General features: G+C 59.4%; 27 protein-coding genes and 1 pseudogene. 12 read left to right on the top strand and 16 right to left on the bottom strand.

The window, feature by feature from the left end:
• Positions 1-2 precede the first annotated feature (2 nt).
• Genes merC through merT (GYA95_RS14705) form a run of 3 tightly spaced genes read right to left on the bottom strand, consistent with a single transcriptional unit; the run spans position 3 to position 1,089 of the window.
• Entirely contained in the window at positions 3-434 is a 432-nt protein-coding gene (gene merC / locus GYA95_RS14715; protein WP_004574525.1) for an organomercurial transporter MerC, read from the bottom strand.
• Between the two features lie 12 nt (positions 435-446).
• A complete protein-coding gene (merP, locus tag GYA95_RS14710) occupies positions 447-725 on the bottom strand; it encodes a mercury resistance system periplasmic binding protein MerP (protein ID WP_004574526.1) in 279 nt (92 codons plus the stop codon).
• A 13-nt stretch (positions 726-738) separates the two neighbouring features.
• Positions 739-1,089 carry a mercuric ion transporter MerT gene (merT, locus tag GYA95_RS14705; RefSeq protein ID WP_004574527.1) on the bottom strand — a complete coding sequence of 117 codons (351 nt, stop codon included), beginning with the start codon at positions 1,087-1,089 and terminating at the stop codon, positions 739-741.
• Between the two features lie 71 nt (positions 1,090-1,160).
• Here merT (GYA95_RS14705) and merR (GYA95_RS14700) point away from each other — a divergent pair, with 71 nt between their 5' ends.
• Positions 1,161-1,580 carry an Hg(II)-responsive transcriptional regulator gene (gene merR, locus GYA95_RS14700; protein WP_004574528.1) on the top strand — a complete coding sequence of 140 codons (420 nt, stop codon included), beginning with the start codon at positions 1,161-1,163 and terminating at the stop codon, positions 1,578-1,580.
• Between the two features lie 152 nt (positions 1,581-1,732).
• Here the strand turns inward: merR (GYA95_RS14700) and GYA95_RS14695 are convergent, their stop codons facing one another.
• On the bottom strand, positions 1,733-1,951 hold the full coding sequence (locus tag GYA95_RS14695) for a co-regulatory protein PtrA N-terminal domain-containing protein (RefSeq protein WP_004574529.1): 219 nt from the start codon (positions 1,949-1,951) through the stop codon (positions 1,733-1,735).
• Between the two features lie 185 nt (positions 1,952-2,136).
• On the opposite strand from GYA95_RS14695, the gene GYA95_RS14690 reads away from it, so the two are divergent.
• From GYA95_RS14690 to GYA95_RS14680, 3 genes are all read left to right on the top strand, one after another.
• Positions 2,137-2,739: a recombinase family protein gene (locus tag GYA95_RS14690; RefSeq protein WP_010465829.1), complete on the top strand. Its 603-nt coding sequence runs from the start codon at positions 2,137-2,139 to the stop codon at positions 2,737-2,739.
• A complete protein-coding gene (locus GYA95_RS14685) occupies positions 2,723-5,752 on the top strand; it encodes a Tn3 family transposase (RefSeq protein WP_024015041.1) in 3,030 nt (1,009 codons plus the stop codon). Before GYA95_RS14690 ends, GYA95_RS14685 begins: the two co-directional genes overlap by 17 nt.
• A gap of 236 nt (positions 5,753-5,988) precedes the next feature.
• The gene (locus tag GYA95_RS14680; RefSeq protein WP_003464995.1) at positions 5,989-6,834 is read left to right on the top strand and encodes an AraC family transcriptional regulator; all 846 of its coding nucleotides are present in this window, start codon (positions 5,989-5,991) and stop codon (positions 6,832-6,834) included.
• Between the two features lie 29 nt (positions 6,835-6,863).
• Here the strand turns inward: GYA95_RS14680 and GYA95_RS14675 are convergent, their stop codons facing one another.
• Positions 6,864-7,382, bottom strand: a complete 519-nt coding sequence (locus tag GYA95_RS14675) for a YkgB family protein (RefSeq protein ID WP_003464991.1) — start codon at positions 7,380-7,382, stop codon at positions 6,864-6,866.
• A 274-nt stretch (positions 7,383-7,656) separates the two neighbouring features.
• Complete coding sequence (gene merR / locus GYA95_RS14670) at positions 7,657-8,091, bottom strand: Hg(II)-responsive transcriptional regulator (protein WP_000429838.1); 435 nt, start codon at positions 8,089-8,091, stop codon at positions 7,657-7,659.
• A gap of 71 nt (positions 8,092-8,162) precedes the next feature.
• Between merR (GYA95_RS14670) and merT (GYA95_RS14665) the strand changes: the two genes are divergently transcribed.
• From merT (GYA95_RS14665) to merE, 6 genes are read left to right on the top strand one after another with little or no spacing between them, the layout of a single operon-like run.
• Positions 8,163-8,513, top strand: a complete 351-nt coding sequence (gene merT, locus GYA95_RS14665) for a mercuric ion transporter MerT (protein WP_001294667.1) — start codon at positions 8,163-8,165, stop codon at positions 8,511-8,513.
• 15 nt (positions 8,514-8,528) lie between these two features.
• Positions 8,529-8,804 carry a mercury resistance system periplasmic binding protein MerP gene (gene merP / locus GYA95_RS14660; RefSeq protein ID WP_000735441.1) on the top strand — a complete coding sequence of 92 codons (276 nt, stop codon included), beginning with the start codon at positions 8,529-8,531 and terminating at the stop codon, positions 8,802-8,804.
• A 2-nt stretch (positions 8,805-8,806) separates the two neighbouring features.
• Positions 8,807-9,052, top strand: a complete 246-nt coding sequence (gene merF / locus GYA95_RS14655) for a mercury resistance system transport protein MerF (protein WP_000654684.1) — start codon at positions 8,807-8,809, stop codon at positions 9,050-9,052.
• Complete coding sequence (merA, locus tag GYA95_RS14650; RefSeq protein WP_000136268.1) at positions 9,049-10,695, top strand: mercury(II) reductase; 1,647 nt, start codon at positions 9,049-9,051, stop codon at positions 10,693-10,695. The genes merF and merA overlap by 4 nt, the downstream gene beginning before the upstream one ends.
• A 16-nt stretch (positions 10,696-10,711) precedes the next feature.
• Complete coding sequence (gene merD, locus GYA95_RS14645) at positions 10,712-11,077, top strand: mercury resistance co-regulator MerD (RefSeq protein WP_003465059.1); 366 nt, start codon at positions 10,712-10,714, stop codon at positions 11,075-11,077.
• Positions 11,074-11,310, top strand: coding sequence for a broad-spectrum mercury transporter MerE (gene merE / locus GYA95_RS14640; RefSeq protein ID WP_001087809.1), 237 nt, complete (start codon positions 11,074-11,076; stop codon positions 11,308-11,310). Before merD ends, merE begins: the two co-directional genes overlap by 4 nt.
• 52 nt (positions 11,311-11,362) lie before the next feature.
• Here the strand turns inward: merE and GYA95_RS14635 are convergent, their stop codons facing one another.
• The 4 genes from GYA95_RS14635 to GYA95_RS14620 are packed head-to-tail and all read right to left on the bottom strand — an operon-like array spanning position 11,363 to position 15,845.
• A complete protein-coding gene (locus GYA95_RS14635; RefSeq protein ID WP_000904941.1) occupies positions 11,363-11,977 on the bottom strand; it encodes a recombinase family protein in 615 nt (204 codons plus the stop codon).
• A 60-nt stretch (positions 11,978-12,037) separates the two neighbouring features.
• Positions 12,038-13,255 (bottom strand): TniQ family protein, encoded by a 1,218-nt coding sequence (locus GYA95_RS14630; RefSeq protein WP_009288528.1) that lies wholly within the window; start codon positions 13,253-13,255, stop codon positions 12,038-12,040.
• Positions 13,252-14,160 carry a TniB family NTP-binding protein gene (locus tag GYA95_RS14625; protein ID WP_013741668.1) on the bottom strand — a complete coding sequence of 303 codons (909 nt, stop codon included), beginning with the start codon at positions 14,158-14,160 and terminating at the stop codon, positions 13,252-13,254. The genes GYA95_RS14630 and GYA95_RS14625 overlap by 4 nt, the downstream gene beginning before the upstream one ends.
• Positions 14,161-14,162: 2 nt before the next feature.
• Complete coding sequence (locus GYA95_RS14620) at positions 14,163-15,845, bottom strand: Mu transposase C-terminal domain-containing protein (protein WP_011494284.1); 1,683 nt, start codon at positions 15,843-15,845, stop codon at positions 14,163-14,165.
• 193 nt (positions 15,846-16,038) lie between these two features.
• Here GYA95_RS14620 and GYA95_RS14615 point away from each other — a divergent pair, with 193 nt between their 5' ends.
• On the top strand, positions 16,039-16,656 hold the full coding sequence (locus GYA95_RS14615; RefSeq protein WP_049277571.1) for a recombinase family protein: 618 nt from the start codon (positions 16,039-16,041) through the stop codon (positions 16,654-16,656).
• On the opposite strand, the pseudogene GYA95_RS14610 reads toward GYA95_RS14615, so the two are convergent.
• The 6 genes and pseudogenes from GYA95_RS14610 to GYA95_RS14580 all read right to left on the bottom strand — a co-directional run.
• Positions 16,571-16,846 (bottom strand): annotated as a pseudogene (locus GYA95_RS14610) (putative ATP-dependent zinc protease); the annotation flags it as partial. The gene GYA95_RS14615 and the pseudogene GYA95_RS14610 overlap by 86 nt on opposite strands.
• Positions 16,847-16,996: 150 nt before the next feature.
• Entirely contained in the window at positions 16,997-18,241 is a 1,245-nt protein-coding gene (locus tag GYA95_RS14600; RefSeq protein WP_049277576.1) for an HD-GYP domain-containing protein, read from the bottom strand.
• Between the two features lie 74 nt (positions 18,242-18,315).
• Positions 18,316-19,638, bottom strand: a complete 1,323-nt coding sequence (locus tag GYA95_RS14595; RefSeq protein ID WP_049277574.1) for a methyl-accepting chemotaxis protein — start codon at positions 19,636-19,638, stop codon at positions 18,316-18,318.
• A gap of 584 nt (positions 19,639-20,222) precedes the next feature.
• Positions 20,223-20,600: a hypothetical protein gene (locus GYA95_RS14590; protein WP_161551419.1), complete on the bottom strand. Its 378-nt coding sequence runs from the start codon at positions 20,598-20,600 to the stop codon at positions 20,223-20,225.
• 88 nt (positions 20,601-20,688) lie between these two features.
• Positions 20,689-20,895 carry a hypothetical protein gene (locus tag GYA95_RS14585; RefSeq protein ID WP_161551418.1) on the bottom strand — a complete coding sequence of 69 codons (207 nt, stop codon included), beginning with the start codon at positions 20,893-20,895 and terminating at the stop codon, positions 20,689-20,691.
• A 51-nt stretch (positions 20,896-20,946) separates the two neighbouring features.
• The gene (locus GYA95_RS14580; protein ID WP_028632437.1) at positions 20,947-21,168 is read right to left on the bottom strand and encodes a helix-turn-helix domain-containing protein; all 222 of its coding nucleotides are present in this window, start codon (positions 21,166-21,168) and stop codon (positions 20,947-20,949) included.
• A gap of 140 nt (positions 21,169-21,308) precedes the next feature.
• Between GYA95_RS14580 and GYA95_RS14575 the strand changes: the two genes are divergently transcribed.
• Positions 21,309-21,617 (top strand): hypothetical protein, encoded by a 309-nt coding sequence (locus GYA95_RS14575; RefSeq protein WP_161551417.1) that lies wholly within the window; start codon positions 21,309-21,311, stop codon positions 21,615-21,617.
• The last annotated feature ends 154 nt before the right edge of the window (positions 21,618-21,771 follow it).

Here is a 21,771-nt window from a genome sequence, read left to right as displayed (position 1 = left end):
CTTCATTTTGGCGGAGTCGGACAGGACGTCGGGGAGCAACGGCGGTGGGCGGGCGACACGAGATCCCAGATGGACACCCCAAACATGAGGGCCAGGCCGATATAGAGCAGCCAGCCGCTCCGCCAGCCGTGAGCCAGCATCAAATACACCGCTATCAGCACCAGGGCCGGGCCGATCAGGCCAGGCGCAGCGCGTCGCCACTGCCGGTGACTGAACCCGCCGAGGGCATTGACGAGCAGGGCCAGCCCGGCAAATAACGGCAGCAGCGTGGTGATGAACAGGCCTTCCCACTGGCTCAGAAAGCCCAGACCGATCGCGGCCCCCAGACCGGCAAGGGCGGGGAAACACGAGGCACAGCCTATGGCAGAAATCAGCACGCCAACGGACCCGGCTTTGTCACCGATCCGCGTGAACAAATTGAAAGGGTTTGCCATCGGAATGCCCGCCTACTGCTTGACGCTGGACGGGTAGCCGGCGTCCTCGGTCGCCTTAGTCAGCGCCTGGACATTGGTCTTGGCATCATCGAAGGTGACGATGGCCTCGCGGTTCTCATAGCTCACCTCGGCCTTGGTCACGCCCTCGACCTTGGTCAGCGCCTTCTTCACCGTGATCGGGCAAGCGGCGCAGGTCATGCCCGGCACCGCCAGAGTGACGGTCTGCGTGGCCGCCCAGGCAGGTGCGGCGACTAGGGTGGCGAGGGCGAAGGATGCAAGCAGTTTTTTCATGGCGGACTCCTGATCAGTAGAACAAGGGAAGGATGTAGGGGAAGCCGAGCGCGACCAGCACCAAGGCCGTTACCAGCCCGAACAGCAGCTTGTAGGTGGTGCGTACCTGGGGCACGGCGCAGACCTCACCCGGTTTGCAGACTTGAGCCGGGCGGAAAATGCGTCGCCAGGCGAAGAACAGCGCGACTAACGCCGCACCGATGAAGAGCGGGCGGTAAGGTTCCAGCACGGTCAGGTTGCCGATCCAGGCCCCGCTGAATCCCAGTGCGATCAGAACCAGCGGCCCAAGACAGCAAGTCGAGGCGAGAATCGCCGCAAGCCCCCCGGCGACAAGAGGGGCGCGCCCGTTTGATGGTTCAGACATGCATTTCTCCTTTCGAGCATGTGAGCGATGGTTTAAGGTTACTTCCGTAGTCAAGTACGGAGTCAAGCAGTATGGAAAACACTGTGGAAAGCCTGACCATCGGCGCCTTCGCCAAGGCGGCCGGGGTCAACGTGGAAACCATCCGGTTCTATCAACGCAAGGGGCTGTTGCCCGAACCGGACAAGCCCTACGGCAGCATTCGCCGCTACGGCGAGGCGGACGTGGCCCGGGTGAAATTCGTCAAATCCGCGCAACGACTGGGCTTCAGCCTCGATGAGGTGGCCGGGCTGTTGCGATTGGATGACGGCGCTCACTGCGACGAAGCGCGCGTGCTCGCCGAGCAGAAGCTCGAGGATGTGCGGGGGAAACTCGCGGATCTGCGGCGGATCGAGTCGGTGTTGGCGCGGCTGGTTCACGATTGTTGTGCGAGCCACGGGACGGTTTCCTGTCCGCTGATCGTTTCGCTGCAGGGGGAAAAGGAACTGCGCTGACTCCGCGCGTTAACCGAGGATTTCCCGATGCGTGAGGCACCTCCGGGGTCGGCTTGCGCTTGGCAAAACAGCGGCGCTCATTGAGCGCCGCTGAATGGCCAAAGGAGCACTTGCATAGGCCACAGGTTAGTACTGCATCAGCAGCTCATGTTCTACTTTGCAGGCGGACAGCCGGGCTGCGCCTCGACCCGGCCAGCCGCCGTGGCCCCCAGTTGCTCAATCTTCTTGGCGGTTTCCGCCACCAAGGCCGCCTCAGCCTTGTCGCGCATAGCGGCGATTCGCTCGATTGAACGGTCGCTCCCGCTCTCGGCCCATACGGTGGATGACAGCAGAGTCGCACCAACTATCAGCAGTAGTCTTAGGTATTTCATAACAGCCTCCTCTCGGGTTTTCTACCCACGAGCCGACTCTATCTCCGTAGTTAAGTACGGAATCAAGGAGAGATGGAGATGAAGGTCCTGGATTATGGCGCTGAGAGGAAATGGCAGGGCTTAAGTGCACTTTCTGTTCCGTTGCTCCCCAAACCCCGAAACCTGTTTTTGATGGTTATCCGCCTATGTTGGTTGGCTACATGCGCGTGTCGTCGGACTCCGACCGCCAGAGCACGGACTTGCAGCGCGACGCGCTGCTCGCCGCCGGCGTCGATCCGCGTCACCTGTTTGAGGATCGTGCCTCTGGCGCGAAGGATGACCGTGCCGGCTTGGCGCGGGCGCTTGAGTTCGTTCGAGCCGGCGATGTGCTGGTGGTGTGGAAACTCGACCGGCTCGGTCGCTCGCTGTCGCACCTGCTCGCCATTGTGACTTCGCTCAAGGACAAGCGGGTGGCGTTCCGCTCGCTGACAGAGAACCTGGACACTACGACGCCCTCGGGCGAATTCCTGTTCCAGGTGTTCGGTGCGCTCGCGCAGTACGAGCGCGCCTTGATTCAGGAGCGCGTCGTCGCGGGCTTGGCCGCCGCACGCAAACGCGGCCGGATCGGCGGCCGGCCGCAGGCGATCACTGGTGAGAAGCTGGACGCCATCGTCGCCGCGCTCGATGGCGGCATGTCTAAGGCGGCGGTGTGCCGCAACTTCAATGTCAAGCGCACTACGTTGATCGAAACATTGACGCGAGCAGGTTGGCGTGGTGCGGGAAGGACGGTCGATGAGCAACAAGAATAAGCTACTCACCGTCTTTTCTGACGCAGAGCAGGAAGCCTTGTACGGCCTACCGGACTTCGACGATGCTCAGCGGCTGGAATACCTGGCGTTGGCCGAATCTGAACTGGCGTTCGCCAGCAGCCGGCCTAGCCTGCAGGCCCAAGTCTATTGCGTCTTGCAGATCGGCTACTTCAAGGCCAAGCATGCTTTCTTCCGCTTCGATTGGCATGAGGTCGAGGACGATTGCGCCTTCGTGCTGAGTCGCTATTTCCACGGCGAAGCGTTCGAACGCAAGGCGATCACCAAGCATGAGCACTACAGCCAGAGGGGTCAGATCGCCGAACTGTTCGGCTACCGGTCGTGGGCGGCTAGCTTCCTGCCGCAACTGGCACAGCAGGCTGAACAGATCGTGCGGCGCGACGTAATGCCAGGATTCGTGGCCGCCGAACTGATCGTTTGGCTCAGCGAGCACAAAATCATCCGGCCCGGCCACACCACCTTACAAGAGCTGGTCAGTGAAGCCCTGTCCACCGAACGCAGGCGCTTGGGCGGCTTGCTGGCAGAAGTGTTGGACGAATCGGCCAAAGCTGCGCTGGGCCAGCTCCTGGTGCGTGACGACACCCTGTCTCAACTGGCAGCGCTCAAGCAGGACGCTAAAGATTTCGGCTGGCGTCAGATGGCAGGGGAGCGCGAGAAGCGCGCCACGCTGAAGTCCTTGCACGGGATCGCCAAGGCGCTGCTGCCCAAGCTCGGCATCTCGCAGCAGAACCTGCTGTACTACGCGAGCCTGGCGAACTTCTATACCGTCCATGACCTGCGCCACCTGAAGGCGGAGCAGACCCGGCTCTACCTGCTGTGCTATGCCTGGGTACGTTACCGGCAGCTCACCGACAACCTGGTCGACGCGATGGCCTTCCACATGAAAAAACTTGAGGACGAGAGCCGCACGGGTGCGAAACAGTCCTTTGTCGCCGAACAGCTGCGACGCCATCAGGAAACGCCGCAGGTTGGCCGCCTGCTGTCGCTGTACGTGGACGACAGCGTGGCCGATCCGACGCCGTTCGGCGAGGTGCGCCAACGCGCCTACAAAATCATGTCCAGGGAATTGCTGCAAAACACGGCGCAGCGCATGAGCGTCAAGCCACTGAACAAACTGGCGCTGCACTGGCAGGCGGTGGACGGCCTGGCCGAACGCATTCGACGCCATCTACGGCCGCTGTACGTCGCGCTCGACTTCGCCGGCACGGCCCCCGATAACCCATGGCTCGCGGCGCTGACTTGGGCCAAGAGCGTGTTCGCCAAGCAGCAGCGCCTATCACAACGGCCACTCGACGAATGTCCGGCGGCAACGCTGCCGAAACGCTTGCGTCCGTACCTGCTGATGTTCGATGCCGAAGGCACGCCGACAGGCCTGCATGCCGATCGTTACGAATTCTGGCTTTACCGTCAGGTCAGGAAACGCTTCCAGGCGGGCGAGCTCTACATTGACGATAGCTTGCAGCACCGGCATTTGTCCGACGAGTTGGTTTCGATGGACGAGAAAGCCGCCGTGCTCGCGCAGATGGACATCCCCTTCCTGCGGCAGCCGGTCAGTGCCCAGCTCGATGCACTGGCGACCGAGTTGCGTGCGCAATGGGTGGCGTTCAATCGCGAGCTGAAACAGGGCAAGCTGACGCACCTGGAATACGACAAGGACACGCAGAGACTGACCTGGCGCAAGCCCAAGGGGGAGAACCAGAAGGCGCGCGAGCAAGCTCTCTACGAGCAACTGCCATACTGCGATGTCGCCGACGTGTTTCGCTTCGTCAACGGCCAGTGCCAGTTCCTGTCGGCGCTGACACCATTGCAGCCACGCTATGCGAAGAAGGTAGCCGACGCCGACAGTCTGATGGCGGTGATCATTGCCCAAGCCATGAACCACGGCAACCAGGTTATGGCACGTACCAGCGACATCCCGTACCACGTCCTGGAGAGTACCTACCAGCAGTACCTGCGCCAGGCGACGCTACATGTGGCCAACGATTGCATCAGCAACGCCATCGCCGCACTGCCGATCTTCCCGCATTACTCGTTCGACCTCGATTCGTTGTACGGTGCCGTTGATGGGCAGAAATTCGGCGTCGAGCGACCAACTGTGAAGGCGCGCTACTCGCGCAAATATTTCGGCCGCGGCAAGGGCGTCGTCGCCTACACGCTGCTGTGCAATCACGTGCCGTTGAACGGCTACCTGATAGGCGCACACGAGTACGAGGCTCACCACGTGTTCGACATCTGGTACCGCAACACGTCGGACATCGTGCCGAGCGCGATCACCGGCGACATGCACAGCATCAACAAGGCCAACTTCGCCATCCTGCACTGGTTCGGACTTCGTTTCGAGCCGCGCTTCACCGACCTCGACGACCAGTTGCAGGAGCTGTATTGCGCCGATGATCTGGCATTGTACGAGAAATGCCTGATCCGGCCGGCTGGCCAGATCGACCGGCAACTCATCGTCGGTGAGAAGGCGAACATCGACCGAATCGTCGCCACACTGGGCCTGAAGGAAATGACGCAGGGCACGCTGATCCGCAAGCTGTGCACCTATACGGCGCCGAACCCGACGCGGCGCGCAATCTTCGAGTTCGACAAGCTCATCCGCAGTATCTACACACTGCGCTACCTGCGCGACCCGCAACTGGAGCGTAATGTTCACCGCTCGCAGAACCGCATTGAGTCCTATCACCAGCTACGCTCGACCATCGCCCAAGTCGGTGGGAAGAAGGAATTGACCGGCCGCACCGACATCGAAATCGAGATCAGCAACCAGTGCGCCAGGCTGATCGGCAACGCGATCATCTTCTACAACTCGGCGATCCTGTCCCTGCTGCTGACGAAGTACGAGGCAGCTGGCAATGCCAAGGCGCTGGCGTTGATCACGCAGATGTCGCCAGCGGCCTGGCGGCACATCCTGCTGAACGGGCATTACACCTTCCAGACTGACGGCAAGTTCATCGACCTGGATGCGCTCGTGGCGGGACTGGAGCTGGGCTGACGGAAATTTCTGGGATTCCGGCGTACAACCCCGTAAAATAGAAGAGTGAGCACTTGATTTGCTGGTGCTTTCAAACAACGGTGTTGTTTTTTTAACAGCCGAACTGGAAAGGGAGGCTGAGCTGCTCAGTGATCACTTTATCCGTTGGCTGATTTACGCCGGCATGTTCGCTACAGGCACTGAACGACAACGCAGATGGTATGGTCTGTGCGTTCTGACTCGTCAAGGATCGGCCAATGGATCGTTTGTCTAATTTGCTCTCGCGGTTCGGCGTGCGGGCCAATCTGTTCTATGACGGCGACCTATGCGGCTCTGCATCTTACGATGGCGCCGAGCGGCGAGGTTATATCCATCTGCTTCAGGCCGGCAGCGTGACGTTGCTTGGTCCCGATCGCAAGGATTTGCAGCTCACTCGCCCTAGCTTGATTTTTATGCCACGCCCCGCCAAGCATCAATTGTTTGCGGGTGAGTCCGATGGCGCAAAGTTGTTGTGTGCTTCCATGGAGTTTGAGGGCGGAATTGATAATCCTTTGTCGGCTTCATTACCGGACTGTTTGGTGCTCGCACTCGATGATCTGCCCATGCTGGCAGACACGTTGGAGTGGATGTTTGCCGAGGCGGCAAATGTGCATTGTGGAAGGGAAGCCGCGCTTGAGCGCTTATTTGAGCTCCTAATCATTCTGTTGCTCCGTTACCTGCTCGATCATCACCAGTTGCGCACCGGAATGATGGCTGGACTGGCCGACATGCGGCTTGCCCGATCGCTTTTACAGATGCACAACTCCCCGGAACATGCCTGGTCAATAGCAGAGCTGGCCAGTGAGTCAAATATGTCACGCGCTGCGTATGCCGTGCATTTCAAGAGTGTCATCGGACAGACGCCTGCTGATTATTTGTTGAGTTGGCGAGTTAGCCTGGCTCAGAAGCTGATGCGAGAAGGGCGCTCGATTACGCTGATTGCAGCTCAAGTCGGCTACGAAAGTCCTTCGGCGCTGTCTCGCGCATTTAGACGCAAGACGGGGTTGAGCCCTCGTGACTGGTTGAAAGATCTGGCGGGGGAAAATGATGGCAAAAAGGCCTAAGGCATTACTGCCTTAAGCCATTGAAAAAATTATGCATTAATTTTACGTTTTTCCAGTTCAACCAGCGAATGGCCTGCCACAAATATCGAAACAGCAAGCAACCCTAAGTCTTTAAGCAGAAACTGACCTGGCGCAACGGAAATCGCCGGAAACCCTAAACTAGGCTCAATGACGCCCGGAGTGGAAAACATAAAGCTAAGGGTTGTGAAGAACAGGCCTGCAGACAGAGCGCCTCCTACCACGGATAGTTTGGGCGACAGCATGCGGCCTGCGATCAGAGTGCCGATCGAAATCTCTAGTATGCCGAGCAGGCTGGAGAACATGTCGACCGAAAAAATGCTATACACCCATCCCAAAAGCGGGCTGTTGCTCACCAGTGGAACCAGGCCCTCGGCCTCGTAGTGGGTAAATTTCATGCCGCCGAACCAGAAGTAAATAATAGCGAGAGCCAAGTACGCGCCATAGATACCTAGCCCCATAGTTTTGGTTCCAAGCGTTAAGTGGGCCTGTACGCTGGACTTCGAGTTTTCAATGCCTATGGTTTTCATGTCTGAGCTTCCAGTAGTGAGTGAGAGTGTGTTGGCTGCCGAACGCCGTATGCGTTGGCGATGAGATTATTATGGCTGGCATCTCTAATCAAGAGGCATCAGAAAGTATTGATTTCAGTGCAGATCGTCTTGGGCGGTGCAATTCGCGATGAAGGGATCGCCGTGGAGAGCGATGAGTGCACTATTTCGATAAAGGAGTCGTTTTACATAGGTCGATGAAGGAGTCGCCTCAGAAAACGGAAAATAAAGCACGCTAAGGCGTAGTTCCCTCGGGCTACACCGCGTCCGCACTGCGCGGTTCTTTCTTCCCTTGCAGTGACGCAATCAGCGGGCAGGAAACGTTCCCCTTCCGCGCATGGCAGGCGCACACCAAATCAGACAGCACGGCCTCCATGCGCGCCAGGTCAGCCATCCTCTCGCGCACGTCCTTGAGCTTGTGCTCGGCCAGGCTGCTGGCTTCCTCGCAATGGGTGCCATCCTCCAGCCGCAGCAGCTCGGCGATCTCATCCAGGCTGAAGCCCAACCGCTGGGCTGATTTCACGAAGCGCACCCGCGTTACATCCGTCTCGCCATAGCGGCGAATGCTGCCGTAAGGCTTGTCCGGTTCCGGGAGCAAGCCCTTGCGCTGATAGAACCGGATGGTCTCCACATTGACCCCGGCCGTCCTGGCGAAAACGCCAATGGTCAGGTTCTCCAAATTGTTTTCCATATCGCTTGACTCCGTACATAACTACGGAAGTAAGCTTAAGCTATCCAATTCAGATTCGAAAGGACAAACGTATGTCTGAACCTCAAAACGGGCGCGGCGCGCTCTTCACTGGCGGGCTGGCCGCCATCCTCGCCTCGGCTTGCTGCCTCGGGCCGCTGGTTCTGATCGCCTTGGGGTTCAGCGGCGCTTGGATCGGCAACTTGACGGTGTTGGAACCCTATCGCCCCATCTTTATCGGCGTGGCGCTGGTGGCGTTGTTCTTCGCCTGGCGGCGCATCTACCGGCCGTCAGCCGCCTGCAAACCGGGTGAGGTTTGCGCGATTCCCCAAGTGCGAGCTACTTACAAGCTCATTTTCTGGGGCGTGGCCGTGCTGGTTTTGGTCGCGCTCGGATTTCCCTACGTCGTGCCATTTTTCTATTGATCACAGGAGTTCACCATGAAAAAGCTGCTTTCCGCCCTTGCCCTCGCTGCCGTTGTTGCCCCCGTGTGGGCCGCCACCCAGACCGTTACGCTGTCCGTACCGGGCATGACCTGCTCGGCCTGTCCGATCACTGTCAAGAAGGCGATTTCCAAGGTCGATGGCGTCAGTAAAGTTGACGTGACCTTCGAGACGCGCGAAGCGGTGGTCACCTTCGATGATGCCAAGACCAGCGTGCAGAAACTGACCAAGGCTACCGAGGATGCGGGCTACCCATCATCAGTCAAGAACTGATCATGAAAGACCCGAAGACACTGCTGCGGGTCAGCATCATTGGCACAACCCTCGTGGCGCTGTGTTGCTTCACCCCTGTTCTGGTCATTTTGCTCGGTGTGGTCGGCTTGTCCGCGCTGACCGGCTATCTGGACTATGTGCTGCTGCCTGCGCTGGCGATTTTCATCGGCTTGACCATCTACGCCATCCAACGAAAACGCCAAGCCGATGCCTGCTGCACCCCGAAATTCAATGGAGTAAAAAAATGACCGAAATCACCGTGAATGGCATGACCTGCACATCCTGCGCCACCCATGTCAAAGATGCTTTGGAAAAGATTCCCGGCGTGAATGCCGCTGTGGTGTCCTATCCAGAAAGCCGCGCGCAAGTCATGGCAGACACCGCCGTGAGCCACAACCAACTGCTGGCCGCCATCGCCGCATTGGGTTATCAAGGCTCGATCCGGGTTGGTGATTTCAAAGATGAACCAAAAATCCGTGATGCACTTGAGGGCGCCGGTTTGCATATCGCCATCATTGGCAGCGGCGGGGCCGCGATGGCGGCGGCGCTGAAGGCCGTCGAGCAAGGCGCGACGGTCACGCTGATCGAACGCGGCACCATCGGCGGCACCTGCGTCAATATCGGCTGTGTGCCGTCCAAGATCATGATCCGCGCTGCCCATATTGCCCATCTGCGCCGGGAAAGTCCGTTCGACGGCGGTATTGCGGCAACTGTGCCTGCGATTGACCGCAGCAAACTGCTGGCCCAGCAGCAGGCCCGTGTCGATGAACTGCGGCACGCCAAATACGAAGGCATCCTGGACGGCAATCCAGCCATCACCGTTTTGCACGGTGAAGCGCGTTTCAAGGACGACCAGAGCCTGGTCGTCCGTTTGAACGAGGGTGGCGAGCGCGAGGTAACGTTCGACCGCTGCCTGGTCGCCACCGGTGCCAGTCCGGCCGTGCCGCCGATTCCGGGCCTGAAAGAGTCACCCTACTGGACTTCCACCGAAGCGCTTGTCAGCGACACCATTCCCGCACGCCTGGCCGTGATCGGTTCGTCGGTGGTGGCGTTGGAACTGGCGCAAGCCTTTGCCCGGCTCGGCAGCCAGGTCACGATCCTGGCACGCAGCACCTTGTTCTTCCGGGAAGACCCGGCCATCGGCGAGGCCGTGACAGCCGCTTTCCGCGCCGAGGGCATCGAGGTGCTGGAGCACACGCAAGCCAGCCAGGTCGCCCATGTGAACGGCGAATTCGTGCTGACCACCGGACACGGTGAATTGCGCGCTGACAAGTTGCTGGTTGCCACCGGTCGGGCACCGAATACGCGCAGCCTCGCGCTGGACGCGGCGGGGGTCACTGTCAATGCGCAAGGGGCCATCGTTATCGACCAAGGCATGCGCACGAGCAACCCGAACATCTACGCGGCCGGCGACTGCACCGACCAGCCGCAGTTCGTCTACGTGGCAGCGGCCGCCGGCACCCGTGCCGCGATCAACATGACCGGCGGCGACGCAGCCCTCAATCTGACCGCGATGCCGGCAGTGGTGTTCACCGACCCGCAAGTCGCCACCGTGGGCTACAGCGAGGCGGAAGCGCACCACGATGGCATCGAGACCGACAGTCGCACGCTGACACTCGACAACGTTCCGCGAGCGCTTGCCAACTTCGACACACGCGGCTTCATCAAGCTGGTCATCGAGGAAGGTAGCGGACGGCTCATCGGCGTGCAGGCGGTGGCCCCGGAAGCGGGCGAACTGATCCAGACGGCGGTGCTCGCCATCCGCAACCGCATGACGGTGCAGGAACTGGCCGACCAGTTGTTCCCCTACCTGACAATGGTCGAGGGGTTGAAGCTTGCGGCGCAGACCTTCAACAAGGACGTGAAGCAGCTTTCCTGCTGCGCTGGATAAAAAAAGGAGGTTTTCAATGAGCGCCTACACCGTGTCCCGGCTGGCCCTTGATGCCGGGGTGAGCGTGCATATCGTGCGCGACTACCTGCTGCGCGGATTGCTGCGTCCGGTGGCGTGCACCCCGGGCGGCTATGGCCTGTTCGATGATGCCGCCTTGCAACGGCTGTGCTTCGTGCGGGCGGCCTTCGAGGCGGGCATCGGCCTGGACGCGCTGGCGCGGCTGTGCCGGGCGCTGGATGCTGCGGACGGCGATGAAGCGGCCGCGCAGCTTGCCGTTCTGCGTCAGTTCGTCGAGCGTCGGCGCGAAGCGTTGGCCGATCTGGAGGTGCAGTTGGCCACCATGCCGACCGAGCCGGCACAGCACGCGGAGAGTCTGCCATGAACAGCCCCGAGCGCTTGCCGTCCGAGACGCACAAACCGATCACCGGCTACCTGTGGGGCGCGCTGGCCGTGCTCACCTGTCCCTGCCATTTGCCGATTCTCGCCATTGTGCTGGCCGGCACGACGGCCGGCGCGTTCATCGGAGAGTACTGGGGTATCGCAGCCCTCACGCTGACCGGTTTGTTCGTCCTGTCTGTGACACGACTGCTGCGGGCCTTCAAAGATCGATCATGAGCGCTTCCCATTGAGACAAACCACGCTGTCGCTACGTTGCCTCATGCCGGCATCAAATTCGGCTGAGTAGCTTCTCGCCATCTGGACGTAGCTCACCCTTGGGTGAAACATGCCGATACAGGGTCTGCCGCGTGACGCCAAGTTCCTGGCACAGGTCGCCGACCTTGGTCTCTGGCTGACCCATTGCCGCCATCGCCAGCCGCAGCTTGGCGGCGGTCATCTTGAACGGCCGGCCGCCTTTCCGCCCGCGCGCGCGGGCCGAGGCTAGGCCGGCAATCGTGCGCTCCGCGATCAACTCGCGCTCGAACTCGGCCAGGGCGGCGAAGATGCCAAAGACCAGCTTGCCGGCGGCGGTCGTGGTGTCGATGGCCGCGCCGTGCCCGGTTAATACCTTCAAGCCGATGCCGCGCCCAGTCAGGTCGTGCACGGTGTTGATGAGATGTCGCAGGTCGCGTCCGAGCCGATCCAGTTTCCACACGACCAGTGTGTCGCCAGTTCGCAACGCCTTCAGGCAGCTCGTCAAGCCGGGCCGATCCTCGCGCATGCCGGATGCCTGGTCCTCGTAAAGATGTACTGGATCGACCCCGGCGGCAATCAGCGCGTCGCGCTGCAAATCGGTAGCCTGGGAGCCGTCCGCCTTCGATACCCGCATGTAGCCTATCAGCATGTCGTACCTGTCACATATACGTTCGATTATGTGACAGTTTGCATCGGGAAGCTCTGCACGTCAAAATTTGTCACTTAACCCGTCATTCTGTCTAAGGCATGCAAAGGGTAGGCTAGGCTCATAATGTGACAGAAATTCCGGGGGGATGCCTTCCTTCGCGAAGGTGGCGCGCAACTGTTCCAAGGAAGCGGGGTCGCGCCGACCATAGGAAGCCAACGCGAACAGCGAGCGTGCCGTCTCGGGGTTGTGTCGTGCTTCAATGATGGCCTCATCAATGGCCTGGATTGCACGCTGCCAGTGATCGACGGGTTCGGGCTTCGGCGCTTTCGCCGGCAGGCCACTGGTGAACCCGGTTTGGGGCTCGGACCAGAATAGCTTTGCGTGCTCGCCTGGCGGGCTTATATCCCTCACCTCAATCAAGCTGATTGCCGTTGCCGCCGCCTCCAGCATCTGCAACCGTACTGCCGGGTTCAGGGTTTCATACGGTCGCCACAGACTTTGCCCAGCACGCAGCGGATGCCCGCAGCATTCCCAGATTTGGCGGAGATACCCCGCGTAGGTGCCGCACGTCGAAAGCGGGGTGTTCAGCTCATCGAGCAGCGTGCGTAGCAGCCTAAACCACAATCCGGCGTGGATGCGTCGGCGCGGCAACTCCACGTGGCCGGTCGTCAGTGCCTGCCAGGTACGCTGGTCCATCGCCGCAATCGCGTCGCTGGCAGTGCGCGGTTCGGCGTCGGCGTTCTCCCAGCCGAGAAACCGCCCTGGCACGCCCCAATAGGATTCCAGCCAGCAGCCATGCAGTGGGCAGCTCAGCATCAGGGGCAGCTTCCACGCGAGCAGTACGGCTTGGTTCTCCGGATCGTTCAGGCAGAGCGGACAGGCGCGGTGTATCGGTTGGGTGGGCAGCCAGGCACGCCAGCTCGTGATGGATCGCGTCTTACGGCGGAGTCTCGGCAGCAGTACCGAGAGCTGGAACGCATAGGTTTCCAATGCGGCTGGAATCTGATCATCAAGGCTGTCCAGTAGCCAAGGCACCCAGCCGGCGAAACTCATGCAGCGCAGCCGATCCAGCTCGATACCGCTCCGCTGGGAGAGCATCGCCAGCAGCGCCAGTGGTGGCGCGGTGTCCAGGTCATCAACCTGGCCGTGACCAAGATCGTGCTCCAGCAGCTCGGACACTTCCATGTGATAGCAAAGGGCCACGCGGTTGAGCCACGAAGACAGGGCTTCGGCTTCCCTGGGTGCCGGATGCAGTGGCCAGCGTGGCGCTGGCTTCACATCAGTTCCCGCTCGAATTGCCGCCGCCGCTCGCTGGGACCGGTGTAATCGGCCATGCTGAGCGTGCGGTGGTTGATCGCTTCCTCACCACTCTCCACGGCGGCCACGGCCGCCGCCATCAAAAGGTGCGCCAGCTCGCCAATAGTGCCCTCGCTGCGCGTGAGCAGGTAGCGAGCCATGTCCAGCGTGGCAATCGACGAAGGTCGCCGCAGCGGGAGCGAAGCCGCGAAGCTGGCCAGCAGTGAACAGCAATCGTCGTTGGCCTCCCACACCGGCAGCATCATCGGCTCGAAGCGATTTTCCAACTGGTCATCCGAGCGGATGGCCAGGTAGGCGTCGCGTGTGCCCACACCGACCAGCGGGATGCGCAATTCGTTGCCGAGGAAGCGCAGCAGGTTGAGGAATTCCCGGCGGTTGACGCTGTTGCCGGCCAGGACGTTGTGCAGCTCGTCGATCACCAGCAAACGCACACCGAGCTTGCGCAGCAGTGTCAGCGCCAGTTGCTCTATTTCCGGCAGCCGTGGGCGCGGTCGCAATGGTGCTCCCATCGCCGCGAGCAGCGCGACGTAGAAGCGGATCACCGATGGCTCGGACGGCATCTGCACGACCAATACCGGGATGTGCTCCTGGTCGGCGTCGGAGCTGGCCGGGTGGGCGCGGCGGAACTTCTCGACGATCATCGACTTGCCGTTGTTGGTTGGACCGACCAACAGCAGGTTGGGCATGCGTTGTTTGTTTGGCCACGTATACAGGGCTTCCAGCCGGTTCAACGCCTCGACTGCTCGCGGATAGCCGATCCAGCGGTCGGCGCGAAGGCGATGGATGCGCTCGTCCGCCGGGAGACGGGCCAAGCCCTGGGCCGCCGGCAGCAGGTGGGACAGGTCGATGATGGGATATTCGTCCACGGCTACCACTCCTCAATCTGGTCGAACGGTTTGGCAGGTGGCTGGTTGTCCGCCTGCGGGTCTGCCATGTCCGTGTCCGCTGGTGGCGTGGTTTTGACAGGTTGTTCCGTTGACTTGAGATGCTGGCGTCGATCCGCGTCGCGCCGCGCCTTGCGCGTGGCTTTCTGCGCAGTGGTCACGATTTCGCGCATCTGCCCGATCATGCGGAACAGCGCCGACTCATCCACCTGTTCGCGCCCTTGCTGCCGCAATTTCGCCAGCGCCTGCCGTTGTTCCCAGAGGGTGACAGCCGGGTGCGACAAGGTACGGTATGGAATTTCCAGATAGTGCTGCCCCTCCGGCTCCAGCACCCAAATGCGGCTGATGTCGCGTGGGTCGCGCCGGATCAGGAACGCAGGCAGGCGGTCGCGCCGAGCTATCCACGGCTTGAGCGCATCGGCGTAGTAGTGGATGTGGTCGATGACGAAGCCAGTGCGGGTCAGGGTGCGGCGGAGGACGGGCAGGAAATCGACCAGAAAAGCCGTGGTGCGAGTGATGACGGTTGGAACGCCGGTACGCGCGACAGCTTCGGCCCAGCGTGCGGCCGGCGGTTGGAGCAGGCCGTTGTGCACGGAGCCGTGATAGGTGCCAACCGCCAATGCGAGCCAGCGTTCCAGCTCGCGCAGTGTCAGGGCGGCCATCTTCTCGGAGGCGTATTCCCCGCGCTGGTCAGGGTTGGAGAAGGTCGTCCCCGGCAATTCGTCGTGGATCATTTGCATCGCCGTGCCGATGATCCGTTCCACGATGCCGCCATAGTGCGGCTGCCCGAGAGGCCGATAGTCCAACCGGATGCCATGCTGCTCGCAGCCACGGCGTAGCGCCTCGCTCTTGAATTCGGCCGCGTTGTCCAGGTAGAGCAGCGCGGGCTTGCCGCTCATCGGCCAGTCCATTTCCACGTCCAACCTTTCCAACCAAGGGCGCTTGTCGCAACCGGCGTGTGCGAGGCACAGGCCGACCGAGACGGCAGATGGCGCTTCTAACGTGACCACCATGCCAACCACGCAGCGGGTGAACACGTCGATGGCGAGGGTCAGGTACGGACGGCCAATCGGTTGCCGGTCGCGCTCGTCCACCACGATCAGGTCGATGACTGTGTGGTCGATCTGTACCTGCTCCAGCGGTGCGGAGACTGGCGGAGGAACACCGCCAACACCTTGCAGGATGCGGGACGCATCCTGGCCTTCCCGAAGTCGAGTGGTCTTGAGTGGATCAAGGCTGGCGATCCGCAACGCGACCGTGTTGCGCGCCGGCATCCGCAGCTTTTGCAGCTTGCACACCCGCGCAACTTCACGGTGGAACGCCGCCAAGCTGCGCTTCTGCTTGGTCAGGAAGCGCTTTTGCAGTAGCTCGCGGATGATTCGTTCGACCGACTCCGGCAAGCGGCCTTTACCTTTGCCACCGCTCGACTGTCCAAGAGCCAAATCAGTGACCAGCCCCGAACCTTGCCGGGCACGGCGGATCAGGACGTAGACCTGCCGCCGGGACAGACCCAGCGCCTGGGCTGCTGCGTCGGCCGCTTCATGCCCGACCGTCTCCGACTGCGCCAACGGCCCAATGATCTCCGCGCGGCAGCGAGCACGCTCCCATGCCTGTTCTGACAGGGTGGCTACGCCGCGCTCGGCAATCGGTACGGTATCGGTCGCCATGCTCGCCTCGCTTTGGTGCACACGAGTATTGAGCATAGACGAGTTTCGTGCAGAGGAGTCCTGATATCGGGCTGTCAGGAGCCGTATGCACAGCAGGCTTCATGTCTCGTTGATTGGTGCAGTCGTCTTCTGAAAATGACATCCCGATGCAAACTGTCACATAATCGAACGTATTTGTGACAATGGGGGCGGTATGCTGATCGGCTACATGCGGGTATCGAAGGCAGACGGCTCCCAGACAATTACTCTGCAACAAGATGCTTTGATTGCTGCCGGAGTGGCAGCTGCACATCTGTATGAGGACATGGCTTCGGGACGGAAAGATGATCGGCCCGGATTGGCCGCGTGTCTGAAGGCCCTGCGTGAAGGCGATACCTTGGTGGTTTGGAAGCTCGATCGACTAGGGCGTAACCTTCGCCACTTAATTAACACTGTCCACGACCTTACCGCGCGTAGCGTAGGACTGAAGGTGCTTACCGGCCACGGTGCGGCCATCGACACTACTACTGCGGCGGGAAAGCTGGTGTTCGGGATTTTCGCGGCACTGGCAGAGTTCGAGCGGGAGTTGATTTCTGAGCGGACGGTCGCCGGGCTCGTCTCGGCGCGTGCTCGCGGCAGGAAAGGGGGGCGCCCGTTCAAGATGACCGCTGCCAAACTACGCCTAGCGATGGCGGCCATGGGACAGCCGGAAACCAAGGTGTCGGATTTGTGTGAAGAGCTGGATATTACCCGTCAGACGCTCTATCGACATGTCTCGCCCAAGGGCGAGCTGCGGCGTGACGGAGCGAAACTACTGGAGAGAGCCCAATGAGTTGCTCAGAATCCTGATTCTCAAGAGTATGACGCCCGATCAGAACGGGGTAGTTCATCTTGCCTTGATTCTTCAAGGAGAACTGCTCGTTATAGATCTGGTCTCCAATGCAAATAGTCATCTGCACCACCGGTTGGTGCTCGGCGCCACCGGCACCCCGGACTTTTAAATTACGCTCAACCTTATGCTCGAACGGACAAGTTGTTTTACCTTCTGTCCATTATGGTTCACCCTCAGTCACGCAAGCGGCTGAACACATAGCCGTGATCTTTTTGTGAGGTATGGCAGGCAAAGCAGGCGGTTGTCGCGTTGGTCCTCACGACGCGATTGCCGTCGATGTTTAATCGAAATGCGACCTCTTGCTGGCGGGGAGGCCCGACCATAGCTCCTCGATGTTCTTGAAACCCCAGTCGCTAGCCGACTCGCGGCCGACGATCTTGTCACGACCGGCCAGTTTGCTAAGATCAACCAGTTCCTGGGCAATGGGCATTTTCGTGCGGGTCGAGAAGAACACCTTGACCATGGGTGTCAGCAGTGAACTCTTGTGCTGCTCCATGATGACGCCGAGACGCCCACTTTCTAAGCGCACCAAGGCGCCAACCGGGTAGATGCCCACCGACTTGACGAAGGCCTGGAACACCTGGTCGTCGAAGTGTCCCTTCCATTCAGCCATCTTGCGAATCGCTATGGCGGGATCCCAGCCCCTCTTGTAGGGGCGCTCCGACGTGATCGCGTCATACACGTCACACACCGCGCCCATGCGCGCGAACAGACTGATTTGCTCACCGACCAGGCGATAGGGGTAGCCGGAGCCATCGACCTTCTCATGATGGTGCAGGCAAACGTCGAGCGTGAGCGCGCTGACCTGGCGGCTTTTCAGCAACATCCTGCCGCCCGCTCTGGGATGGCTGCGCATGATGCTGAACTCGGCGTCGGTCAGTTTGTCAGGCTTATTGAGGATCGCATCCGGTATGGACACCTTGCCGATGTCGTGCAGGAGGCCGGCCAAGCCTGCCTCCCGGACTTGGTCGGCCGACAGGCCAAGCTGGCGGGCCAGGGCAATCATCAATGCACACACCGCCACAGAGTGCATGTAGGTGTATTCGGCGGAAGTCTTCAGACGTGCCAGGCTGATTAAGGCATTGGGGTGACGCAGTACCGAGTCGGAAACTTCCTCCACCAGCGCCGCGACGTGCTCCAAGTTGATAGCTTGGCCCATGCGCGCCTCGTTGAACATCTCGACAATGGCGACTTTGGAGCGGGCGCAGAGCTTGAGGGCACGTGACAGCTCTTCAGTCATCCCGGCTAGAGGCGGCAGCGCCGTGTTGTCCACGGCTAGCAATCGGGCTTCGGTTTCAACCTCAACTTCTTCGAGCGTATTGCTTGCCTGGCCTTGGGCAGTGTCCTGCCCCTTGCTGGTGTCGATCCATAGCGTCGTCACATTGGATTTGAGGATGCGCTGTCGATCGTGCTCGCTATGGAGCAACCAACGCGCTCTCCAGAAAGGGTGGTCCATCCATGAACCACAAAGCTCATGGATGTACATGCCGAGGCGGACCTCGGTAACCGCGATACGTTTCAGCACGATGAAGATCTCCCCATAGGATTTGACCACACGTCTGTTATGCGCAGTGCCGATGATCCGGCTGTTCGTGAGTTCTACCGGGTATGACCATGCTCCTTGGCCAGCATACTCACCGCCTGCACCGCATTGCTGGCACCGTCGCTAATTTGCTGGATCACCGCGCCCGCCTGATCCGCCAGGTCGACGCCTTTAGTGGCCCGGTCACGGGTGCCTTCCATGCTCTTGATGGCTAGCTGTGTTTCGTTCTGGATCATGCCAATCATCCCGGAAATCTCCGCCGTCGAGCCACTGGTGCGTGCGGCCAACTGACGGACTTCATCGGCCACCACCGCAAAGCCGCGACCTTGTTCACCCGCTCGAGCGGCTTCGATAGCAGCGTTCAAAGCCAACAGGTTGGTCTGATCGGCAATTCCGCGGATGGTGTTGACGATGGTGGTGATCTGCTCGGAGCGTTCGCCAAGTTTGGTGATGAGGGCTGACGAACCTTCGATATTCGAGGCAATCTCCCGCATTTCACTCGCTGCTTGTTGGATCACCGTGGAGCCATGTTCAGCCGCTTGGCGTGTCTCGACCGAGATGTGATACGCCTCGCTAGCGCTCTGAGCGTCCTGCGCATGCTTCTCCATCTTGGCGGTGATGTCTGTAGCAAACTTCACCACTTTGCATAACCGTCCGCTAGCGTCATACACCGGGTTGTAGTTAGCTTCCAGCCACAAGGTTTGCCCGCGCTTGCCTACCCGTTCGAATTGCCCACTGAAAAACTCGCCCTGATTCAGGCGTCGCCAGAAGTCCTGGTACTCGCTGCCGTTGGCCAGTGCTGGACGGCAGAACAGTTTGTGATGTTTGCCCTTGAGTTCGGCCAGACTGTAACCGACCACATCCAAGAAGTTCTGGTTGGCGTCAATAATGCTGCCGTCCAGATTGAACTCGATGATGGCCATGGACCGGTCTATGGCCTGCAACTTATTTTTGGCTTCACTCTCCTGTTGTACCCACAAGGTGACGTCAAGGGCATACTTAACCACCTTCACCACGTTACCAAGCTCGTCCTTGACCGGGTTATAGCTGGCTTCCAGCCAGATCGTCTGGCCATTGCCGGCAATTCGCTCGAAGGTGCCCGACTCGAACTGGCCGGCGTTGAGACGGGACCATAATTGTGAGTACTCGCCACTGCGGGCATAGGCAGGCGTGCAGAATTGGCGGTGCGGCTGGCCGAGCACTTGCTCCAGGCGATAGCCCATGGTCTTTAAAAAGTTGTCGTTGGCCCGGAGGACGATGCCATTGAGGTCGAATTCGACTACCGCCATGGAGCGGTTGATGGCTTCGAGCAGACTGGCTTGCTGGGCGATGGTTTGTTGCAGGGCGCTGATATTTTTTTTATTAGAATTGAATAGCACGATGGCAATAGCTCTGAAGTGGAAACCGATGAAAGTCCGTCCATAGTGATCGCGCTTGCCAACCAAAAAACCTTGCTCATCGGTGTAAGCGGCTCAATGTCTCCGTCCATGGTTACCGTTGCAAGATGCTGAATGTTGGAAGTTTATGCAACGACTATTAGTGTCTATTTGCTACCACTCGTGTCCTGCAAGACGCTATTAGCATGAAATGTCCATCTGGCGGCATGCCATAGCTGTCAGTACCCCAGATTGACTAGCGTCAGGTTACTCATTTTCCTGACACACCTTTGCCTACAAATTTGCGAGTGGTGGGGTGGGGCTCGGATGTACATGACCTATAGAGATCCTCTCGTGCCAGCCCATGAGTCCGCAACAGCGAGGGCTTCCTCAGTAGTGCAATCGACTTCTGACCTTAGGTGCAATCGACTTCTGAAAATGACAGGCCTTGGGGCTGTGGGTGTTCATGGCTTGCTATCCTTTAATATCTCTTTCGATAGATCAATGATAATGCAATCATTTGTCTATCTGCAATAGAGATATGATAGTTGGCACATGCCAGCACTCTTGCTACCAAACAAGTAGACTCATTTGATAGAGCTGACAGGGAACAAGAGGCTGAAGTCTTCCAGTCTGCTGACCCCCTCTGAAGCTGATTCAGTTGCTAGATGGTTATCAATCGTAGACGCAGTCAATGAGCCTAGCCCACCAGCCAGTGCTCCTATGACCACCCCCTCACCTACAGATGCGTCGATAGCATCGGTTACAAGGTAAGCGCCAACACCTGCCAAGACTGTACCCGTAACGCCGCCAACACTGAGACCGTTCCCCTTGTCAGTCATGGCATCAATGCCAACTCCAACAGCAGTGACCACGGCAGTAAATTTGGCGCCAAAGCCTGCCTGTCGATGGCCTCTGATTGACGTCATCGGCTTTGCTTGGTGATCCAATGGTTTGTCGGTCATGCTCAATCCCTCAGCAAGGCGCACCTGATAAAGTGGCATATTGGCATCAACTGTCAGTAGCGGGCCAGTAGCGAGACCTACCTATCGCTTAGGACCGAAGCGATTCTATGCCCTTGGCGATGCCCTCTACATTCGCATCGAGAGTGGCCAGTGCACTCAATACATTGTCATGCACGTTGGTTGACCCGCGTTGACTGATCCACAGGCTCACCTCTTCCAAGGCTGCACGTATGGCGATTTGATTGAGGTGCAGCAATTCAAGTGTGTCAGCGGTGATTGAAGTGCGGTCATCCATGTCTGTAGTCCTGTAAGGGATCGTGCATGAGTGTAGCGGCGATCTACGTGACTACAGACCTTCAAGCAGTTCAGACAGGGACATGCTCAGCCCGTCAGCAAGCACCTTGGCAGCTTCAAGGCTGGGATTTGCGGTGCCCGTCTCAATGCGAGACATGTAAGTACGGACAAAGCCGCATTTGTCAGCGAACGCTTCTTGGCTGAAGCCTTGGCTGCTGCGTAGGTTTCGGATTCGTTGGCCAAAGGCCTTTCGTAGGTGTTGGTTTGTCTGCATCCCGGCATGATGGTTGGATGCACCCTGATCGTGAACACATTGATCGATGACACTCCAATCGTTGACACACTAACTGATACAATTGTCTCAGGCCCCCATACGCTGGGGAAGCGAACGCCTAGCCCTGAGAGACCAATGAAATGAACGAAAAACTGTTCGTGCTGACCAGTCGCAAGAAGAAGACAAACCACATCCTGCACCTGATCCTGACCGTTCTGACTGGAGGGCTTTGGTTGATCGTGTGGGGCATCACAATGCGAAGCAACGAGGGTCAGAACAAGAAGATCGATAGGGAAATCGACCGGATCATGCACTACAAGTCTCAGGGCTTGAGCGATGCTGCCACGCACCAGCAGATCAAGACAGACAAGCTGAATGCTGATGTGCTTCAAGGAAGGGTGATTTTCGTTGTGTTGGTGGTAGTGTTCCTGTACTTCTACCTACGGTAGATGCTGCGCACCTTCAGCGGAGCGTCAAAGCAAATTCCTTGATCAGCTCCGCTGGGCGTTTGCACCGAAAGCGGCAAGCTTTCAGTGATTGCACTGTGTATGACCGTAGGTCAGGATCGTGGACACCTAACGGTGTAGAGGGGGTGAAACAACC

Origin of the sequence: Pseudomonas asiatica (assembly GCF_009932335.1) — a bacterium.
Classification (GTDB): Bacteria; Pseudomonadota; Gammaproteobacteria; order Pseudomonadales; family Pseudomonadaceae; genus Aquipseudomonas; species Aquipseudomonas asiatica.
Note: the sequence above shows the minus strand (reverse complement) of the source record. Positions and strands in the feature narration are given on the sequence as shown.

What these genes read in the sequence shown, in the direction of transcription:
- merT (WP_004574527.1), bottom strand. Translation starts at nt 1,089, where the DNA reads ATGTCTGAACCATCAAACGGGCGCGCCCCTCTTGTCGCCGGGGGGCTT.
- GYA95_RS14690 (WP_010465829.1), top strand. Translation starts at nt 2,137, where the DNA reads ATGTTGGTTGGCTACATGCGCGTGTCGTCGGACTCCGACCGCCAGAGC.
- GYA95_RS14680 (WP_003464995.1), top strand. Translation starts at nt 5,989, where the DNA reads ATGGATCGTTTGTCTAATTTGCTCTCGCGGTTCGGCGTGCGGGCCAAT.
- merC (WP_004574525.1), bottom strand. Translation starts at nt 434, where the DNA reads ATGGCAAACCCTTTCAATTTGTTCACGCGGATCGGTGACAAAGCCGGG.
- GYA95_RS14590 (WP_161551419.1), bottom strand. Translation starts at nt 20,600, where the DNA reads ATGACCGACAAACCATTGGATCACCAAGCAAAGCCGATGACGTCAATC.
- GYA95_RS14685 (WP_024015041.1), top strand. Translation starts at nt 2,723, where the DNA reads ATGAGCAACAAGAATAAGCTACTCACCGTCTTTTCTGACGCAGAGCAG.
- merD (WP_003465059.1), top strand. Translation starts at nt 10,712, where the DNA reads ATGAGCGCCTACACCGTGTCCCGGCTGGCCCTTGATGCCGGGGTGAGC.
- merF (WP_000654684.1), top strand. Translation starts at nt 8,807, where the DNA reads ATGAAAGACCCGAAGACACTGCTGCGGGTCAGCATCATTGGCACAACC.
- merP (WP_000735441.1), top strand. Translation starts at nt 8,529, where the DNA reads ATGAAAAAGCTGCTTTCCGCCCTTGCCCTCGCTGCCGTTGTTGCCCCC.
- GYA95_RS14675 (WP_003464991.1), bottom strand. Translation starts at nt 7,382, where the DNA reads ATGAAAACCATAGGCATTGAAAACTCGAAGTCCAGCGTACAGGCCCAC.
- merP (WP_004574526.1), bottom strand. Translation starts at nt 725, where the DNA reads ATGAAAAAACTGCTTGCATCCTTCGCCCTCGCCACCCTAGTCGCCGCA.
- GYA95_RS14635 (WP_000904941.1), bottom strand. Translation starts at nt 11,977, where the DNA reads ATGCTGATAGGCTACATGCGGGTATCGAAGGCGGACGGCTCCCAGGCT.
- merE (WP_001087809.1), top strand. Translation starts at nt 11,074, where the DNA reads ATGAACAGCCCCGAGCGCTTGCCGTCCGAGACGCACAAACCGATCACC.
- GYA95_RS14620 (WP_011494284.1), bottom strand. Translation starts at nt 15,845, where the DNA reads ATGGCGACCGATACCGTACCGATTGCCGAGCGCGGCGTAGCCACCCTG.
- GYA95_RS14615 (WP_049277571.1), top strand. Translation starts at nt 16,039, where the DNA reads ATGCTGATCGGCTACATGCGGGTATCGAAGGCAGACGGCTCCCAGACA.
- GYA95_RS14580 (WP_028632437.1), bottom strand. Translation starts at nt 21,168, where the DNA reads ATGCAGACAAACCAACACCTACGAAAGGCCTTTGGCCAACGAATCCGA.
- merA (WP_000136268.1), top strand. Translation starts at nt 9,049, where the DNA reads ATGACCGAAATCACCGTGAATGGCATGACCTGCACATCCTGCGCCACC.
- GYA95_RS14575 (WP_161551417.1), top strand. Translation starts at nt 21,309, where the DNA reads ATGAACGAAAAACTGTTCGTGCTGACCAGTCGCAAGAAGAAGACAAAC.
- GYA95_RS14695 (WP_004574529.1), bottom strand. Translation starts at nt 1,951, where the DNA reads ATGAAATACCTAAGACTACTGCTGATAGTTGGTGCGACTCTGCTGTCA.
- GYA95_RS14585 (WP_161551418.1), bottom strand. Translation starts at nt 20,895, where the DNA reads ATGGATGACCGCACTTCAATCACCGCTGACACACTTGAATTGCTGCAC.
- merR (WP_004574528.1), top strand. Translation starts at nt 1,161, where the DNA reads ATGGAAAACACTGTGGAAAGCCTGACCATCGGCGCCTTCGCCAAGGCG.
- merR (WP_000429838.1), bottom strand. Translation starts at nt 8,091, where the DNA reads ATGGAAAACAATTTGGAGAACCTGACCATTGGCGTTTTCGCCAGGACG.
- merT (WP_001294667.1), top strand. Translation starts at nt 8,163, where the DNA reads ATGTCTGAACCTCAAAACGGGCGCGGCGCGCTCTTCACTGGCGGGCTG.